Below are 20154 nucleotides of genomic sequence, written 5' to 3' on the forward strand. Positions count from 1 at the left end.
TATTGAAATGAACGCATAGTTTGTGAACCGCAGCAGCTGTATAATAAGCAACATCATTAATGTAAACGCTTACTAAACGAAATGAATTCATAGAAATAAGAGAGGAATGATGATTGATGTATCGGAGTAAATTCCGGCAATGGATTGCTGCATGTTTGTCGTTGTTGATGGTTTTTTCTGTGCTTGGCGTATTTCCTGCCAAGGCGCGTGCGGATTCGCCGTCTGTGCTCCTTAACAGCGGCTTCGAGCAAGTGGGTTCGAATGGAAAGCCTGTCAGCTGGACGGATTGGAACGCGACGGGGATCTCTTCGTCCACGACGACGGTACACAGCGGCGTTTACAGTGTACAGTTATTCGATCCAGACAGTACGACGACATCTGTTGACTTGCGCAGCGTGAGGATTCCGGTGACGGTCGGCAAGGAATATGAGGCCACTATCTATTCTTATAATAATCCGGGTAAAACAGGCGGTACCTATCTCTATCTCGAGTTTTTTAATGCGAGCAACGTTTCGCTCGTGGCGCCTAGAGACACGAATTCAACCGTGAGCCAGTGGAAGTCTCTCTATGTTTCTCAAGTTGCGCCTGCTACTGCCGCTTATGCCGTATTGAGGCTTTACTCCGGTAAAGCAGATGCGGGTACTTCCTATTTTGATGATGCTACGATTGGTGAGGTCATCCCTCCTAAAAACAGCGGATTTGAGCAAATCACGAATGGAAGACCTGTCGGTTGGGGTGACTGGAGCGGGGCATGGACGACAATAGCTCCGTCTACGACTACCGTACATAGCGGTGTCTACAGCGTGCAGTTAACAGACCCTGATACTACGATATCCGTTGATTTGCGCAGTCAGGTTATACCGATTACGGGTGGAAAAGAATACGAGGCCTCTATTTATTCCTATAATACCCCAGGCACGCAAGGCAGCTCGCATCTTTATTTCGATTTTCTCAATGCCGCGGGAGCTTCAATAACGAGTGTCACGCCCCGAGACACGAATTCAACCACAGGTCAGTGGAAGCAGCTCTTTGTTTCACAAGTTGCCCCGGCGGATGCGGTCTCTGTCAGATTGAGACTTTATTCAGGAAAAGCGGATGTAGGAACTTCCTATTTCGATGATGTTACCTTCAATGAAGTGATTTCCAATCCGAATATACTGCTGAAGAATGGCGACATGGAGATGTTGGCGAACAACATGCCTAGGTTTTGGACGTCCCTGTATGGCGGGAATATTGCCGCTTCACAAGTAAGGAAACGCTCGGGAGATAACAGTCTGCGAATCACGGATACGGATGCCAGCAACGGCTTTGGTGTGCGAAGCCAGCTCATTCCGGTTACGCCGGGGGTCAACTATCAAGCGGAGGCTTTTGCTTATAACGAGTCCGGCAGTCCTACGGTTTTTCTGGAATTTTGGAATGATGCCAGCACGAATGCCGCTAACAACATATCGAATGTACTTGCGTCAAGCAGTACCTTGAATGCCTGGAAGCCGGTCCGTGCTTCCGGTGTCGTGCCTGCGGGGGCGAAGTTCGCCTCAGTCAGGCTATGGTCAGGTGCTGCGAACGTGGGTACGACTTATTGGGACGATGTTAGCTTCAGCGAGACGCCTCCGGATGCAAGCGCCAACTTAAATAACGGTGCTTTTGAAAAGTTGGACAACACAAGACCGAGTCAATGGCGCGCGGTTGATGGTACTGTGGAAATAGCGAATGCACCCTTGTCCGAAGGGACACACAGCGTGAAAGTCACGAATATCACTGGCCAAAAGTCTGCGCTACGCAGCCATCTTATTTCCGTATCGCCGGGGATGACCTATACCTCGGGTGTGAGAGCCTTTGCAAGCGCGGGGACGGCCAAGCTAGAACTTGAATTCTGGGATGCAGATAAGGTATTGCTGTCATCGCAATCTCAGACTGGGGTCTCGGGTAATGTATGGGAGCCGATCACGCTTACGAGTGTAACCCCGAGTCAGGCCGCTTATGTCAGCTTGCGGTTAGGCACGTCTGAGACAACGGGAGGTACGGTTTATTTCGACAGTGCAACATTCATAAGATCCGGCACAGTCTCCAATAGCAAAACCAGGACGACGCTGTACAGCCCTGAGAAAGTTGCGGCTGCGCGCCAAAATGTTGCGCAATTGCAATGGGCGAAAAGTATGAAGGATGCGGCTGTTTCCAAAGCAGATACGTATTTGGCTAAAGGATTGGATTTTCTCTGGCATGCAATTCCGGGCCAGACGCTTCCGAGAAGCTACGCCGTCAATCAGGCGTTAGGCAGCCCTGTGACGGGCAAAGCCGTTGAACAATTCGGCAATTATCCGTATCAAGCGAATCCGCTGAACGAGCCATGGAAAATCGTAGACCCTTCCAGCGGATACAAATTTCCAACGAACGATTTCGGAGCTTTTTACAACAGCGGCTTGGATGAGCATGGCATGTTTCGGCCGGAACTCGCAGATCGAAGTCTGCTGGTCAACACCCTCTATCCCGAGAAAGGGCCGACTTGGGGCGTAGATGATGGACTTGGCTGGGTAGATGATCAAGGGAATCGCTACACCTTCATTGCTTACTATGTGCACTGGTTCGTGTGGTATCGCGAGAATTCGTTGATTACGCAGGCGTTGGTTGCCTTCCGCGACGCGTACTTATACACCGGGGATGTCAAATACGCCCGGGCAGGTACGATCATGCTAGATCGTGTGGCGGATATGTATCCGGAGATGGATGTAAGCAAGTATGACCGGGCGGCCTTCATCAATTCATGGGGCAAGTCGGTCGGTCAAGGCAAAGTCGTCGGGGGTATTTGGGAAACGGAGAATATCAAGACCTATTTAAGCGCTTATGATGCCTTCTTCCCAGCGATGGATGACCCGGCGACGATTCAATTTTTGCAGCAGAAAGCGGTTGATAAGCGGAATACCAATGCGAAAAACAGCGGGTCCGCGATCCGTCGCAACATTGAGGATGGCATTGTGAAACAAGTGTTTCCGGCCGTGAAAAAGACGCAGATTTTAGGCAATGACGGTATGCACCAAAGCGCTTTGGCCATGGCCGCCGTGGTCTACGATACGCTGCCGGATACGAAGGAGTGGCTGGACTTTATTTTCCAAACCGGAGAAGTCTTGTTTAATCCAACACGGTTGACAGGCGGGAATATTTTGAACTCCCTAGTTGCCAATGTGGATAGGGATGGGAACGGGAATGAAAGTTCACCCGGATATAATTTGCTGTGGCTCCAAACCCACCGGATGACGGCTGATATTTTGGAAGGCTACGACCTGTATCCTGGTGCCGATTTGTATCAAAATATGAAGTTTCAAAAAATGTTCTCGGCAATGAACCCTCTTTTACTGAGTGAGAAATATACAGCTAACATCGGGGATACTGGGCGCACGGGCAATCCGTTTCTCGTTTATCGCATGTCGGATCTCGTCAAAGCTTTCGATAAATACGGCGACCCGATTTATGCTCAGCTAATCTATTACATGAACAATAATACAACGGATGGCATTCATACAGACGTATTTGCGGCCAATCCGAACGCAATCGCTGATCGTATACAAGCTGCCATTGGTCAATACGGCCTTCTAGATTTAAAAAGTATAAATGTAAGTGGATATGGCTTTACGGCTTTGCGGGATGGGGAAAGCCCTGACGTTACGTATGGAACGCGGCTTGGCTTTGGCGGCATGACGGTGTCGGCGCAGAGTAAACCGCTGAAATTTGTCGAAGAGTCGGGTTCTGTTCTAATGGAAGTGGCGCAAAACGGGGAAATGGCAACATTTGAGTTCGACGTTCCCGAAACAGACGACTATGATCTCGATGTACTGGCGATCAAGGGACCGGGATCCGGCATCTACCGCATTTCGATTGATGGGCAATTTGTCAAAGACCTGGATTTCTATGGGGAAGATTCAAGTTCATACATGACATTGAAGCGGATGAATTTGACACAGGGCACACACCAGATCGCTTTTGTAGGCAACGGGAAGAATGCGTCATCCAGCGGCTATACCATGGGTATTCGCGTATTGAACTTGCTGAATGAGGATGCACGCGTCTTGCGTGATGCACAGACGGATGCGAAGAACACGCTGAGAGACGTATGGATGTTCTATGGGCGCGACTCGACTCACGGCCACCGAGATACGCTGAACATCGGCATGCATGCCTTCGGCCTTGATTTGTCGCCGGATTTGGGGTATCCGGAATACGCAGATAATGTCGATATGCACCGGGCGCAGTGGGTGGTTAACACGATCAGCCACAATACGGTAAACGTCGATGCGCGCAAACAGAATGAGAATGTAGCGGCTGCGGATCCGAATCATTTTGACAGTACGGACTTGGTGAAGCTGATTGATGTGGAATCTCCGGATGTGTATCCGCAGACAAGTTTGTACAAACGAACGACGGCCATGATTAAGGCTGATGAGGAGAATTCCTATACCGTCGACCTGTTCCGGGTAAAAGGAGGAAGTGATCACTATTTCAGCTTCCACGGCGCAGATGGAACCGTTACGACCGAAGGCTTGAATTTCACAGCACAGCCAACAGGCACCTACGCAGGACCTAATGTGGCGTATGCTCAGCGTTATGATGATATCGACGGGCCTCTTTATATGGGCAGTGGTTTTCATTATTTGAAAAATGTGGAACGTGATGCCTCGCCATCGGAACAATTCAGTATCGACTGGAACGTGAAAGATACATGGAATGTGTATGGCCAAGGCAGCGGGTCTCCAACTGATGTTCACTTGCGTTTAACCATGCTGGGAGATGTGGACGATGTCGCACTGGCCGACGGTGTGCCGCCAACGAATAAGGTAGGGAATCCGGCAACATTGCGTTACATGATTGCGCACCGTAATGGCACGAATTTGGATAGTCTATTTACTTCGATTATTGAGCCGTATAAAGGAGAACGCTTTATTACTTCGATTACGCCATTGGTTGTGAAAGATGGTGGTCAGGCTGCGCCAGACAGCGAGGTTCGGGCTGTTCGTGTGACGTTGCAGAACGGCAGAACGGATTATATCATCAGTTCTCTGGATGCAACCAAGGCTTACTCGGTTGAACTGCCGGATGCCGACTATACATTGGCGTTTAAAGGCTTTTTGGGTGTGTATTCAGTGCAAGACGACGGGAAGGTCAACACGTATTTGCATGACGGCTCGTATATCCGCAAGGGTGATGAAGAAGGGCAGGCACATGTGGGGGCTATTACCGGAACCGTTACGAGCTTTACGCAAACCCTATCGCAGCATAATGAGATTGTTGTAGAAGTTGCAGGGGTTTCTGTCCTGCCTGCCGATTTGGTTGGGAAAAGTGTGATTATCCAGAATGATGGCGTCGGCAATGCCGCATATACGGTTCAAGGTGTGACCGTGGTGGACGACACTCACATGAAGCTCGACATTGGAGATATCACATTGGTTCGGTCGTATAAGGATCCTAATGATTTTAGCAAAGGATTTATTTATAACATTGCGGCTGGCGCTTCATTCCGGATTCCACTTACGTATACGTCGAGCCAAACTCCCTCTGTTGACCCGCCAGTAGATGGCGGGTCAGGGGGCAACCCTGACGATACTCCTGATGATACACCGGGAGGTGCCCCTGGGGGTATGTCTGGTGGTGGTGTATCCAGTGGTGGACAAACGTCAGCTGGACAATCGATTCAGACTCACCCAAGTGGCGCTCAAATTACGAATATAATAGCGGGGTTTGAGAAGACGCCGGACGGACGCACCATAGCTAGTCGTGTTATTGAAGAGGCTGCCTTCTTGAAGGCAGCGGAAGCCTTGCAGGATGGGAAACAAACGATCGTAGTCGAAGTACAAGAGATGGAGGCTGGGGTGAAAATCCAGTTGCCAGCGTCGGCCGTGAGCGCAGCGCAAAGTAAGGCTCCACATGCATGGTTGCGTCTGCAGCAGGATATCCTGACAGTAAATCTGCCACTCGCATCCGTTGACATAAACGAATTATCCAAGAAGTTAGGGGCCAAAGCCGAAGACATCAAATTGAGCCTATCGGTTAGTCCGGTTGCCAGTACGACAGCTGATGCCATGCATGATTATGCAAAGCAGGCTGGCGTGAAGCCTGTCGCGGACCCTATTGAAATTACGTTGCATGCAGAAGCGGGCGGCCGTCAAACAAGTATAGGTGATTTTAACGGTGCTTATGCGATGGGCACATTCAACGTGGCGGGTGCCACCGATCCGAAGAAATTGACCGCAGTTTCTGTTGACCCGCTAACAGGGCAGCTGCGTTTTCTTCCGGCGATCATCACGGTCGCAGGAAATACGGCACAGGTGACGGTTAAAATGAAAACAGCCGGGATCATTACTGTCGTTGAATCGAGTAAATCCTTCGAAGACCTGAGTAATCACTGGGCGAAGTCAGCCGTGGAGCTATTGGCTTCAAAGCTTGTGATTCAAGGAACGACAGCGAATGAATTCGCACCGCAAGCGCAAATTTCCCGTGCTCAATTCGCGGTCTTGCTTGCTCGTGCACTCAGCTTGCCTCAGGAGGAAGCGGGCAACTATGCCGATATTCAATCGAGCGGCTGGTTCGCGGGTGAGGTCGCTGCGGCGACACAGGCAGGAATCATTGATGGTTTTGACAATGGCACCTTTCAACCAGATGCGAGTATTACGCGCGAGCAAGCGGCGGTGATGATCACGCGAGTGCTGAAACTGCTGGACAAAAAACCAACCGAGGCTAGCAAAGGACTGTCCACATTTACGGACAGTGGACAAATAAGCAGTTATGCGAAGAATGCGGTTGCTGATGCCGTAAACGCAGGTATCATGAATGGCGTAACGGACAGTGCCTTTGTGCCGGGGGCGAATGCTACTCGTGCGGAAGCGGCCGTTATGCTCATTCGACTGTTGCAGTACGTTGAGTTTATAAATAACTGATGACGAGAAGGTGCCTTTAGGCACCTTTTTCAATTTCAACAGAACACAATTAGTTCACAATTTAGACACATTATTTTAATCTATTTTTCAGATTTGCTTAAGGTTGGTTTATTGTTCCACCCGTATAGTGATGATGGATAATATGTACATAAGAAATGGGGGATCTTGGATGCTAGAGGTCAAACAAGTCAGCAAGCTGTACGGAAATGATCGCGGCGTGCATAACATCGACTTCTCGATGCAGCGCGGTGAGATCGTCGGCTTCTTAGGGCCGAATGGTGCTGGCAAAACAACGACGATGCGCATGATTACAGGTTACCTGAATCCAACGCATGGTGGAATCTGGGTGGACGGCCACTCGATGGCCGACAATCCGAAGAAGGCGCGCCGCAAGATCGGCTACTTGCCGGAAACACCGCCCCTGTACCCCGAGATGACGGTACAGTCATACTTGCGCTTCATCGCCAACCTGCGCGATGTGCCTGCGCGCGAGCAAAAGCTCCGTGTCGGCGAAGCCATCGACAAGCTTGGACTGCAAGGTCGCGAGAAGCAAATCATTCGCTCCCTCTCCAAGGGCTACAAGCAGCGCCTCGGACTCGCGCAAGCGATCCTGCACCAACCGGATCTGCTGATCCTGGACGAGCCCACGTCGGGCCTCGATCCCAAGCAGATCATCGAGATCCGCCAGCTCATCCATGAGCTGGGCGAGAACCACACCGTGCTGCTGAGCACGCACATTTTGCCAGAAATTAACGCGATTTGTAACCGCGTTCTTATTATTAACCAAGGTCGCGTCGTCCTGGACGAGCGCCCAGAGCATCTCGGCCGCACGATGGGCGAGACGTTCGAGGTGTCGCTCGAGGTCAAGGGACCTCGCGAGCGGATCTTAACCGAACTGCGCAGCCTCCCGTCCGTCGGCGAAGTGAAAGAAGTCGACGCGCCGGAAGCGGGCGCAGCGGCACCTGCCCTTGAATCTTTGGAATCTGCGAAGTCTGCAGAGGCAGTCACAGACGAAGCCACCGATGTCCTTTCATCCGCAGCCGCCGCACCGACTGAGTCTGTCAAGCTCCTCGTCACCTCGGCAGATCGCGCAGAGGATATCCGTGAAGCGGTATTCTTCCGTCTTGCTAGCGCGGGCTTGCCGATTCTGGCGATGAAGCGGGAAAGCCTTAGCCTAGAGGATATCTTCCTCAAGCTGACAACCGACGAGCCGGCCGACACGAGCAGCGCAGACCAAGAGGAGGGTGACACTGATGCGTAGAATCTGGGCCATTTGCTCCAAAGAGCTGCAAATGTATTTCTTCTCGCCAGTTGCGTATGTGGCGTTTGCCTTCTATGTGCTGTTGTCGAGTTTTTTCTTCTATATTAACTTCGTAGCTGGACAGCCGCCGATCGTGGATGCGCGCTCCATCGTGGGCAACACCACCTTCATCTATCTGTTCATTATTCCGCTATTAACGATGCGTCTGGTCGCCGATGAGTTCCGCCAAGGTACGGATGAACTGCTTTTAACCTCACCTACGGGAATTAGCGAAATCGTGCTGGGCAAATATTTATCCGCCTTGATCGTGCAAGTCGGCCTAGTGGCAATTTCCTTAGTGTATCCGCTGATCATGTCATCGTTCGGTACATTGGATATGCCTGTAACGTGGTTGTCGTACCTTAGCATGTTCCTATTAGGGTGCGCGATGATGGCGATTGGCTTGTTTGCATCCAGCTTGTCGAATAATCAGATGGTTGCGGGGATTACAGGGTTTGTTATTTTGCTGTTGTTGTGGCTGCTTGATTGGGTCAGCTCCACAATGACGGGTAAATTGAAGGATTACGTAGGTCAATTCTCATTGACTGGTCACTTGGGCAACCTCCAAAAAGGCGTATTCCATGGCGGCGATATCCTCTTTTACATTACGTTAACAGCCGTGTTCCTGGTCCTTTGTATACAAGTCCTTGAAAGAAAGCGTTGGAGGTGAGCGGCATGAATAAATGGATACGGGGAACGAATGCGACTGTTTTATCCATCGCGGTTATCGGCATTTTCATTATTCTGACGATCTTCCTACATTCGCTTAAGGGCTTTCAGGTCGATTTGACGAAAAACAAAAATTTCACGCTCTCCGAGCAAACAACCGCTGCAATCAAAAATCTCAATCAAGATATCCACGTCATTGCCTTCACGAATAGTGGGGATGGCAACGATTTTGTGACGCGTCAAGTCACGGATATGGTGCAGGAGTACAAGAAGCAAAGCAGTAAAATCACCTACGATGAGTACGATATGCTGAAGCAGCCTTCGATGGCGAAACAGTATGGCGTAGACCAAGGTGGAACGATTATTTTCGAAATGGGCACCAAAAAGCAAAACATCAACTTCTACGAACTGTTCGTCGGCCAACAGGACGGCTCGTATACATTCTCAGGTGAAGAGAAGTTTACACAAGCGATTCAAAGCCTGACATCTACAGAGAAACATACGGTTTACCTACTGTCAGGTCATCAAGAGTATCCGGCATCTGCCATGAGTATTTTCAAAAGCAGCCTGGCGGCGGCTAACTACGACGTGAAGGATCTCAACCTGTACGTGGAGGGTAAAATCCCGGATGATGCGCAAATGCTCATGCTGCTTGGTCCGCAGAACGATCTGAACGATAAAGAAGCAGAGCTCATTCAGACCTATTTGAAGGGCAAAGGCAAAATTTATATCGCGCTAGGCTTCAATAAGGACATGGCGACGAAGTGGAAAAATATCGATGCCATCATGAAAACATTTGGCGTTCAAGATCAGCACGCGATTGCCATCGAAACGAAGCAAACATCCTTGTATGACCCTTTAACAATTATTCCGGAGTATGGTTCACATGATATTACCAATAAATTGTCCAGCAATAATTTGATTACCATGCTTTCCCTTGCGGTTAGCTTAAATGCCGATGAAAGCACGCCAGATTACACCAAGTCCCTGTTGTTGACCACAACGGATAAGGCTTATGGCGAAACGGACATCAACTTGCTAGCGCAGTCCAAAACGAAACAGGATACAACAGATGTCAAAGGACCGTTGAACTTGGGTTATGCGATTGCTGACAAAGATAACAAACCGAAGGCTGTAATTCTCGGTGGCTCTACGTTCATCTTAGATCAAGATATCCAGAATCAAGGGAATAAGGATTTTGCGCTGAACAGCATTAGCTGGCTGCAAGAACAGAAAGACCAAATTACGATCCGTCCTCGTCAAGGAGATGCGTTCCAACAGGCGATGATTACGCCTAGCCAGGCGAATACGATTTTCCTTATTACGATCGTGTTCATGCCACTCTTGTTCCTCGTTATTGGCGGCCTAATCTGGTGGAGGAGGAGAAGAGGATGAAACGGTTTATTCCTACAATTCTGTTAGTCGTCATTTGCATCGGTGGTTTCTGGTACGCCTCAAGCAAGGACTTCTTCCAAGAGAAGAAAGATGAACCCAAGTCCCTTCTAACCCTGAAACAAGAAGAAGTGAAGACTGTCTCGGTGAAAACGGAAGAGGGGCAGATTGAATTAAGCCGTACGGCCAATGGTTGGGATATGCAAAAGCCAGCGGCTGCGCCGGTTAATTCGAATGGCGTTGACTCTTGGTTAGATATGTTAGGCCTAGTGACGTCAACTAAGCTTGTGGAAGATCAAGCAACGAATCTAGCTGAATATGGTTTGGATAAACCGGTAGGCACCTATGAAGTTACCCTGAAGGATGGCTCTAAACAGGGACTGGTTGTAGGGACTGCCCTGCCGATTGAAGGCTTCTCTTACGTTCAAGTGGAAGGCTCATCTGCTGTGTATCAAGTCAGTGATCAGTCGCTCTCCTCGCTGAACAAAACGCCAGTAGACTTTGCCGACACAAGTCCAATTCATCAAGAGAACGACAAGGTGCAAAGTGTCAAATTGACATGGAAGGGCCAGTCGTGGACGCTTGCTAAGACAGATAAAGATAAAGTCGCTGCGGATGCAGCTTGGAAGCTCGGGGATAAAGAGATGAAGGGCACGGAGGCAAGTCCGCTCCTCGATCAACTAATCTTCCTGCATTCTGGCGAACTACCGCAAGCGGCACCTTCGAAGCCTACGACAGGTGGAGAGCTTACATTGGAGATAGCTATGACGGTAGACGGGAAAGACGTTACCGATGTGTATGAAGGTAAAATGAGCGGCGAGCAAGTGTGGTTAGCTAAGCAGGGTGGGCAGTGGGCCTACGCGTTAGCTTACGAGGATATTCAAAAGGTAGCAGATGCGTATGCGGGTAAAACGGCGCAGCCAGCTTCCTAATAAAAACTGCTTCCTACAGTGATCCTGCTGTGGTGAAGCAGTTTTTTTGTTAAAACGACATAAAACGGCATTTTTTGGGAAAAATAAAGGAGAGGAAAGGAGGTCACATGCACATGTACAACACGCAAGAGAACCAAGCTATTTCAGGTAAAGAACTTTCGTATCTATCCGATACATTCAAGAATGAAGAATTGTTAGCGAAGCTTTGTGTACAAGGCGCGGTGAACAGCCAAAATCAGTCTTTGAAGCAAACTTTGTCACACCTATCTCAAGAACGATTGCAAAATATGAGTATCCTAATCAATGCTCTGCAACAGCAATCCGGCATGACCCACTAATTCGAACCTACAAGGAGGTGCAATAGACATGTATCAGCAAAATTCGCAACAACCGCTCCAAGGGCAGCAAGTAGATTTAGAAGATCTGGACTTTGCCAACTTCGTCCTATCTGAATTGAAGCGCACTGCGCGTGAATACACAACAGCTGCATTGGAAGCTGCTAATCCTAGCATTCGACAAACCTTTGAAACGCTGCTGCAAAAAACATTGGATGATCAAGCGCTTGTTTTTCAAGAAATCCAAAGCCTTGGCGGTTATCAAATTCAGCAGGCAGATCAACAGATGATCGAGCAAGAGATTCAGAAGCAGAGCCAGACAGCCTTACAAGTACAATCCATCGTTGGGCAGCATGTTGGCGGAACTACTTCAGCAAGCTTCACTCAGCAATCACAACAGCCTCAATCGTACCAAACGCAGTCCCATCAGTCCGAGCAACAGTACCAACAAAGACAAACGTACAATCAGCAACAAGGGCAACTCCATTCAGGTCAGAACCAAGTTGCAGCCCTGCACCAAGCACCAACAGCAGCCCCTGCGCCTTCGTTCCAACCCGTGAACTATGCCAACCAGTATCCGAATGCAGTGTACAACAATCAACAAGGTCGAGGCCAAGGGTATACACCAAGTCAGTCGCAGCAACAGTCCTCTTCTTATAACCAAACATCAACAAGGAGCTACCAATATTCCAATCCGGGCCAGGAGCAGTCGAGCTACGGTCGTGGATCCCAGGGATATGCAGCTTCTTCTAGCCATACCAATGAGCATACAGGTATAACGGGGACAGGCAGAGCTGCGCAAGCACGCATTGTTTCCCGGACACAGCAAGGTATGCCATCGTCCAGTTCCGAAGGGAACTCTTACATGAATAGATCACAAGAAGGTAATAAATATAACTTCTAAGCAAGCGTGATCACGATAGAGAGCATTTCCAAGCATCCAACATACAGACATCCTCGCCTTCCTTGGCAGGGTGTCTTTTTTCAATAGAACTTATCATTTTCACATTCGTACATACACGGTGCGTCAAAGGCAAATAGATGGAAAAAATACAGTTAATTTTATACATTTTAACCAATATCAAAGAAAAAAGTGATTTTAACTACATATATTACAGGTAAATCGAGTTTTCAAAGAAATTTCTCATAAATAGCTGTATATTTTCCATTTTAACCAAATGTGTAGCCTACGTGTCCCTCCAAAAACGGCACCAATACCGTTTGAAATCCCGTTGGCATATATTTTCATAAAAACAGTTTGATACGTCCCCGAAGGATGGCGTAGCCAGTTATCTTCATATTTCCCTGAATTTGTCCCACTATTTTTCTAATTCAGGAATGAGTACGGCTTGGCTTACATATATAAGGAACATAGGATGTCCAAACTTAGGGATAAGGGAGCTTAAGCTGATGAAAAAAACATGGGTATATGGTGCAGCTACTTTAGTGGTACTGGGAGCATTAACAACGGCGTGCGGTTCCAAAGATGAGGTCATCCCGTCCGTAGCAACGGGGACGAAGGATGCGGGTACTGCAACAACCGTTCAAGTGAAGACGGAGACGGGAACTGGTACGAAAGCATCAACGACGAGTGCGAAACCTGGCATTGATGCCAACTACAAGGTCGATGGGAAGAATGTTACGATCACGTACCAAACGTCTAATTTCAAATTATCCGAAGATGATATGGATAAAGCGAACGTACTGGGAGTGGGGCATCTCCACCTGTATGTGGATGGGAAGCAGAAAGCCATGATTGGTAAAACAGGTCCGTTAACCCTCACGAATTTAACAACAGGTACACATGAAATTAAACTCGAGTTGCAGCAAAATGACCATAAAGATCTCAATGTAGAGAAAATTCTCAATATTGTTGTGAAGTAACGAACATTTGTACGTATTACGGCGCAATTGTAGCCTGCGTGAAGCTCTGATACGTTCAGTTGCATATTCCTCTCCAAGACGGGCGATTAGCCCGTCTTTTGTCATTTGACACACCAGAATGCGTAGCATAGACTGTTCTTAGTATGGCAGAATTGCCGCCTAATCGGAGGGAAACAATTGATCGTCGATATACGCAAGTGGAAACATGTATTTAAGCTCGACCCCGACCGGGACCTCTCAGACGAGGCGCTGGATCGGCTTTGTTTATCGGGTACAGATGCCATTCTTGTAGGTGGCTCCTCAGGTGTGACATTCGATAACACGGTAGATCTTCTATCGCGAATTCGCCAATATGAGGTTCCGGTTGTCTTAGAAATTTCGAATCAGGAAGCGATTGTGCCTGGCTTTGACCTGTTTCTAATACCCGTTGTGTTGAATGCAGATGATCCGAAATGGATTGTCGGGCAACACCATGAGGCGCTGAAGGAATACGGCGCATTACTGAATTGGGACGAAATTCTAGCCGAAGGCTACATTATATTGAATAAAGAAGCGACGGCAGCTCAGCTGACCTCAGCGCGAACCAACTTGGATGCGAAGGACGTAGCAGCATATGCGCGTATGGCGGACAAGCTCTTTCACATGTCGATTGTGTACGTGGAATATAGCGGTACCTTTGGGGATATGGAGCTCGTTCGTCGGACGCGGCAGGTGCTTGAGAATGCTCGTTTATTGTATGGCGGCGGGATTGATTCCTTAGAGAAAGCGCAACAAGCAGCCGAAGCGGCAGACACCATTGTGGTCGGCAACATTATATATAGTGACTTGGAGCAGGCGCTTCAGACCGTGAATGTGAACTTTGATAGAAATGGAAGGTAACTCTAACGTGAATGAAACTGTCAATATTTTAGAAGCAATCAAGAAGTTGAACCCTCAGCAGCGCAAAGCGGTAGAAGCCGTAGATGGCCCTCTCTTAATTATGGCTGGAGCGGGAAGCGGCAAGACGCGGGTGCTCACGCATCGGATCGCTTACCTGATTGGCACGCGCAAGGCGGCGCCGTGGAACATTCTAGCACTGACCTTTACGAACAAAGCAGCTCGTGAAATGCAAGATCGTGTAGGCAAGTTGGTTGGCGGAAGTGGCGCTGACATCTGGGTGTCCACCTTTCACTCGATGTGTGTGCGCATGCTGCGCAAAGATATCGATCGGATCGGCTTTTCCTCGAACTTTACAATCCTAGATTCAGGCGACCAGTTGTCTGTCATCAAATCCTGCTGCAAAGAGCTCAACATCGATACGAAGAAGCATGAGCCCAAGGCATTCCAAGCGGCCATTTCCACAGCCAAAAATGAACTTATCTCTCCTAAACAATTTGAAGACAAAATCGGTGATTACTTCGATGGGCTGACTTCGAAAATCTATACCTTGTATCAGAAGAAACTTAGAGCCAATAACTCCTTGGATTTCGACGATTTGATTATGGCGACGATTCATTTGTTTAAGGAAGTTCCAGAAGTACTGGAATTTTATCAGAACAAATTTCAATATATTCATGTGGATGAGTATCAAGATACGAACAGAGCGCAGTATATGTTGTGTAAGATGATCGCGTCCAAGCATAAACGCATTTGTGTCGTAGGGGATAGTGATCAGTCTATCTACCGTTGGCGCGGAGCGGATATTAGCAATATCCTCAATTTCGAAGAAGATTACCCTGATGCAACGGCAATTCTGTTGGAGCAGAATTATCGCTCGACTTCGAATATTTTGCAGGCGGCGAATAAAGTCATCGGCAACAACTCGGGTCGTAAACCGAAGAATCTTTGGACAGATAAAGAAGGCGGCGTGCCCATTAAGCTGTACCAAGCGGATTCCGAGTATGATGAAGGTTATTTCGTCACGAATGAAATCAATAAGAATAGGTCTGGTGGCAAGCGGTTTGGCGACCACGCGATCCTATACCGTACGAATGCACAGTCACGGGTTATTGAGGAAATTCTCATTAAATCAGACATTGCCTATACCATCGTCGGCGGGGTCAAGTTCTATGATCGCAAAGAGATCAAGGATATTTTGGCTTACTTGCGACTCATTTCCAATCCGAACGACGATATTTCACTTAACCGTATCGTTAACGTGCCGAAGCGGGGCGTTGGGGATACCACGATGGATAAAGTAGCCGATATGGCGGCGCGAAGAGGTCTTTCGCTCTTTGCCATGTTAGAGGAAGTGGACTCCCTCGAAATCAATACGAAGGCGAAACACGCTCTTACCGATTTCCGTGAAATGGTTGATAACCTCAACCGTATGGTCGACTACCTGTCCGTAACAGAGCTGACCGAGAAGATTCTTGAAATGTCTCAGTACCGACTGGAGATGGAGCGCGAGAATACCATTGAATCCAAGGCTCGTCTCGAAAATATAGAAGAGTTCCTGTCCGTGACCATGGACTTCGAGAAACGCAATGAGGATAAATCCCTCATTTCCTTCCTTACCGATCTGGCATTGATCGCGGATATCGATACGCTGGATAAGGACAAACCTGCAGAAGAGCAGGACGCTGTTGTCCTCATGACGATGCACAGTGCCAAAGGATTGGAGTTCCCGGTTGTCTTCATCATCGGGATGGAAGAAGGCGTCTTCCCGCACAGCCGTGCGTTCGCCGACAATGAAGAACTCGAAGAGGAGCGCCGTCTGGCCTATGTGGGCATCACGCGCGCCGAGCAAGAGCTGTTCCTCACGTGCGCGCGCATGCGCACGCTCTTCGGCCGCTCCGCCGCGAACGCGCCGTCGCGATTCCTGCAGGAGATTCCGAAGGAACTCCTGGAAACCGTCTCCGCTGGCGGCAGCAGCGGTGGCTTCTCCCGAGGCGGCCGTTCCGGCGGCACCTCGTCCTGGGGCAGCGGCGGGAGCGCCGCTGCATCGTCGAGCCGCGGTGGCAGCGCCACCGGCTCGTCTGCCTGGGGCACACCGTCCGCCTTCGGTGGGCGGACAGGAACGCCGTCCTCTTTCAGCGGACGGCCAAGCCCTGCGGCTGCGCCAACCCCCGCAGCCGCACCGAAACCGGCTGCGTTCCGGGCGCCGCAGCCTGCCGCAGGCAGCGGTGCGACGGACTACAAAGCCAGCGACCGCGTGTCGCATGGCAAGTGGGGCGTCGGCACCGTCGTGTCCGTGAGGGGCGCGGGTGATGACACCGAGCTGCAGATTGCTTTCCCGGCGCCCGTTGGCTTGAAGCGCCTGCTCGCGAAATTCGCTCCGATCACGAAGGTGTAGGAGCGCTCTGCTTTGTTAAGCTTTGCTCTGCTTTGTCCCATAACCATTCCCATTGAGAGAGGAAGAGTCCGCATGACCGATAAACTCGCGGTAATGAAAACCCTCATCCAAGAAATCAACAAGCATAATCATAATTACTATACGCTGGATCAGCCTACGATCTCTGACGCGGAGTGGGATGCACTATATGATAAATTGTCCATACTGGAGCAGGAGACAGGGGTAACCCTGCCTGCTTCGCCTACGCATCGCGTAGGCGGAGATATCCTCAAAGGCTTTGAACCCCATCGTCATCTATCACGACTCTGGAGTCTGGATAAAGCACAGAATGCTGGTGATTTGGCAGCCTGGCATGCACGTGTACACAAGCTGATTGCAGATTACAACAGCAAGAACCCTGAGACGCCTTTGCCAGACCCGACGTACGTTGTAGAACTTAAGTTTGATGGGCTTACACTGAATCTTACCTATGAGCAAGGTCATCTGGTCCAAGCGTCCACGCGGGGGAACGGTACCGTTGGCGAGGGCATTTTGGCCCAAGTCAAAACGATCAAATCGATCCCGCTAGAGATTCCTTACGATCAAGGGACGATTGAAGTGCAAGGCGAGGGCGTCATGTTCCTGTCCGTCCTTGAAACGTACAATAAGACGGCCGCAGAGCCGCTCAAAAACGCGCGAAACGCCGCAGCAGGAGCCCTGCGTAATCAGAACCCCAAACTGACCGCAGAGCGCAAGCTGAACGCATTCTTCTATAATGTGGGGTATAGCAGCGACCTCCAATTTGACAATCATGCCGATATGGTACAGTTTTTGCGCGACAACCTGTTTAAAGTGAATAACCGCACACGGTACTTCTCTACAATTGAAGAGGTAAGCAGCGAGCTGGAACGCATTGCAGAAGAGCGGTCCAGTTTCGATTTCCTCATTGATGGAAGCGTCGTGAAGCTGACGGACATGCGCACACGAGAAGTGTTCGGTTATACGGACAAGTTCCCGCGCTGGGCGATTGCCTACAAGTTTGAAGCGGAAGAAGCGATGACAACGCTGCAAAGCGTTTCCTGGGAAGTCGGGCGTACGGGCAAAATCACGCCATTAGCCCGTGTAGAAGCTGTCGATCTCGCTGGCGTGACGGTGCAGAACTGCACGCTCAACAACGTTGGCGACATTGAGCGCAAGAACCTCAAGCACGCGCTCGGCAGCCTCGTCTACATTCGCCGGTCGAATGACGTCATTCCAGAGATTCTCGGCAAAGTTACCGAGGAGAATGACGGCCAGGAAATCGTCGCACCGACGCATTGCCCGTCCTGCGGCAGTGAGCTCGAGATGCGTGGAGCGCATCTCTTCTGCCTAAACCGACTCGGCTGTTCTCCTCAACTCGTCGGCCGGATGGCGCATTTTGCTTCGCGCGATGCGATGGACATTGAATTTTTCAGCGAGATGACCGCTTCACAGCTGCATCAAGAGCTGGGTGTCCGCGATCCAGCGGATCTGTACACCTTGCAATTCGACGATCTCGTCAAGCTCGATCGCTTTGGCGAGAAGAAGGCGCGCAACCTTCTTGGCGCCCTTGATAAGAGCAAATCCCGCGACCTCGCGTCTTTTCTGTATGCTTTAGGCATACCCAACTCGGGCAAGACGACCACAAAAGTGCTGGCCGATCACTATCGCAGCCTTTCGCGCATCATGGAAGCGACGACAGAGGAGCTAATTACCCTTCCCGACGTGGGCGGTATCGTAGCGGAGAGCATTCACTCGTTCTTCCGTGACCCTGTGATGGTATCCAGCATTGAGCGGATGCTAGCCGCAGGCGTGAACCCCGTCGCAGACGAAGCACCAGTCATCGTAGCCAGCGAAGATAATCCATTCTTCGGCAAAACGATCGTCCTCACAGGAACGCTTTCCTCCATGGGTCGCGACGAGTGTGCGAAGAAGCTCGAAGCCATGGGAGCCAAAATCACCGGCAGCGTCTCCAAAAAGACGGACATCGTGATCGCAGGCGAAAGCGCAGGCAGCAAGTTGACCAAGGCGCAGGAGTTAGGTATTCGAATTATTGAAGATGAGCAGGAGCTTTTGCAATTGCTAGGTGAAGCTTAATCTATAGAAGAGAGGTGACAGCGCCATGCCGACAAAAACACTACATATCGTCAACGGAGACTCGTTTGGCGATAAGCTGAGCGCATCCGGTATCGATGGTGAGATTTTGGTGTGGCGCGAGTCGCTCTATGAGGGGCCAATCGGCATGGGGATGACAGATAGTCCCCTTTTATACCAAAGAGCAGTATATATGAATAACCGTTACGGTATACCCTTGGATACTTTCACGTCGCAGACAATGCAGCAAGAATCGAGGCTAGATACGCTCGCGGATGAAGTGGATGAGGTTGTCCTATGGTTTGAACATGATTTATATGACCAATTGATGCTGTGTTATCTGCTTGCGAGAATCGATGGATTGCCACGTCGTTCCTTCCAACTTTCGTTGATATGTATAGATGCTTTCCCTGGGGTAGACCCTTTCTATGGCTTGGGCCAGTTAACCGTGGAGCAAACTCTAACTTTACATGGCACATGGTTGCCTGTTGCGACAGCGCAACTAGACCTTGCCCGCCAAGTGTGGACAGCCTATTCGGCTTCTGAGCCTCATCTTATGGCTTCTTTATTAGAAGGAGATCTATCACCTCTTCCTTTTCTTAAAAAGGCCCTAGAGGCCCATACAGCTCGCTTCCCCTCTATTCAAAATGGCTTGTCAGCCATTCAGCAGTTGACGCTGGAGCTGTTAGGGGATGAAGAAGTGTCTCCTTCCTCTTTGTTTCAAAAACTTTCCGAGCAAGCCAGCCACTATGGCTTAGGTGATTTGCAATTCTTTGGCCTCTTGAATGGGATTTGGCATTGCGAGCAGCCCCTTATCCGAGTGTTTGGTGGTGATAAGCTGCCGAGTTACCATGAAGCATGGCCGCCACAATTTGCAAATTACAGAGTAAAGATAACAGAATTGGGTAAACGTATTCTTACGTGTAAGCAAGATCATATCGTTCTGAACGGAATCGACGAATGGATTGGTGGCGTACATTTGCTTGGCAGGAAGAATGTTTGGCGCCAAAATGCAGTAAGAACAGGCTTTGCCAAGCTGTAAGATAATGTATTTAAAAAGATGCTTGCATTTCATTTTGAAACCTGATAATATATGTTCTTGTCACCGCAAGAGCGATGCATTAACGCTTTAAACGGTAACGCAATAAAGCTCTTTGAAAACTGAACAAATGAATGAAGCAAATCAGCAAATTCAGTCACGCAAGTGACTACAATTGAGATTGCAAAATCTCGCTAGCAAGTCAATGAGTACAATTAAGCTTTTCTATTATGGAGAGTTTGATCCTGGCTCAGGACGAACGCTGGCGGCGTGCCTAATACATGCAAGTCGAGCGGGTTTATCCTTCGGGATAAG

General features: G+C 49.5%; 12 protein-coding genes and 1 rRNA gene. All 13 read left to right on the forward strand.

All coding sequences use genetic code 11. The features are described 5' to 3' along the window. Positions 1 to 116 precede the first annotated feature (116 nt). Positions 117 to 6923, forward strand: a complete 6807-nt coding sequence (locus AC58PV_RS34415; protein WP_497437533.1) for an S-layer homology domain-containing protein — start codon at positions 117 to 119, stop codon at positions 6921 to 6923. Positions 6924 to 7092: 169 nt separating this feature from the next. Continuing rightward, the gene (locus AC58PV_RS34420) at positions 7093 to 8184 is read left to right on the forward strand and encodes an ABC transporter ATP-binding protein (protein ID WP_497437535.1); all 1092 of its coding nucleotides are present in this window, start codon (positions 7093 to 7095) and stop codon (positions 8182 to 8184) included. Then, the gene (locus AC58PV_RS34425; RefSeq protein ID WP_497437536.1) at positions 8177 to 8893 is read left to right on the forward strand and encodes an ABC transporter permease; all 717 of its coding nucleotides are present in this window, start codon (positions 8177 to 8179) and stop codon (positions 8891 to 8893) included. The genes AC58PV_RS34420 and AC58PV_RS34425 overlap by 8 nt, the downstream gene beginning before the upstream one ends. Before the next feature lie 5 nt (positions 8894 to 8898). Beyond that, positions 8899 to 10287 (forward strand): GldG family protein, encoded by a 1389-nt coding sequence (locus AC58PV_RS34430; RefSeq protein WP_497437537.1) that lies wholly within the window; start codon positions 8899 to 8901, stop codon positions 10285 to 10287. Then, positions 10284 to 11216: a DUF4340 domain-containing protein gene (locus tag AC58PV_RS34435; RefSeq protein WP_497437538.1), complete on the forward strand. Its 933-nt coding sequence runs from the start codon at positions 10284 to 10286 to the stop codon at positions 11214 to 11216. Before AC58PV_RS34430 ends, AC58PV_RS34435 begins: the two co-directional genes overlap by 4 nt. A 113-nt stretch (positions 11217 to 11329) precedes the next feature. Further along, positions 11330 to 11554, forward strand: a complete 225-nt coding sequence (locus tag AC58PV_RS34440) for a hypothetical protein (RefSeq protein WP_068669367.1) — start codon at positions 11330 to 11332, stop codon at positions 11552 to 11554. Positions 11555 to 11582: 28 nt separating this feature from the next. Then, complete coding sequence (locus AC58PV_RS34445) at positions 11583 to 12455, forward strand: spore coat protein (RefSeq protein ID WP_497437540.1); 873 nt, start codon at positions 11583 to 11585, stop codon at positions 12453 to 12455. A gap of 506 nt (positions 12456 to 12961) precedes the next feature. Beyond that, entirely contained in the window at positions 12962 to 13435 is a 474-nt protein-coding gene (locus AC58PV_RS34450; protein ID WP_497437542.1) for a hypothetical protein, read from the forward strand. A gap of 177 nt (positions 13436 to 13612) precedes the next feature. Further along, complete coding sequence (pcrB, locus tag AC58PV_RS34455) at positions 13613 to 14314, forward strand: heptaprenylglyceryl phosphate synthase (protein WP_497437543.1); 702 nt, start codon at positions 13613 to 13615, stop codon at positions 14312 to 14314. Continuing rightward, positions 14304 to 16709, forward strand: a complete 2406-nt coding sequence (pcrA, locus tag AC58PV_RS34460) for a DNA helicase PcrA (protein ID WP_497437545.1) — start codon at positions 14304 to 14306, stop codon at positions 16707 to 16709. The genes pcrB and pcrA overlap by 11 nt, the downstream gene beginning before the upstream one ends. A gap of 72 nt (positions 16710 to 16781) precedes the next feature. Next, positions 16782 to 18803: an NAD-dependent DNA ligase LigA gene (gene ligA / locus AC58PV_RS34465; RefSeq protein WP_497437546.1), complete on the forward strand. Its 2022-nt coding sequence runs from the start codon at positions 16782 to 16784 to the stop codon at positions 18801 to 18803. Between the two features lie 25 nt (positions 18804 to 18828). Then, positions 18829 to 19842: a DUF1835 domain-containing protein gene (locus AC58PV_RS34470; RefSeq protein WP_497437548.1), complete on the forward strand. Its 1014-nt coding sequence runs from the start codon at positions 18829 to 18831 to the stop codon at positions 19840 to 19842. Between the two features lie 224 nt (positions 19843 to 20066). Further along, positions 20067 to 20154: ribosomal RNA gene (locus tag AC58PV_RS34475) — 16S ribosomal RNA — on the forward strand; the annotation flags it as partial.

It is taken from the genome of Paenibacillus sp. J22FR83, assembly GCF_059691955.1.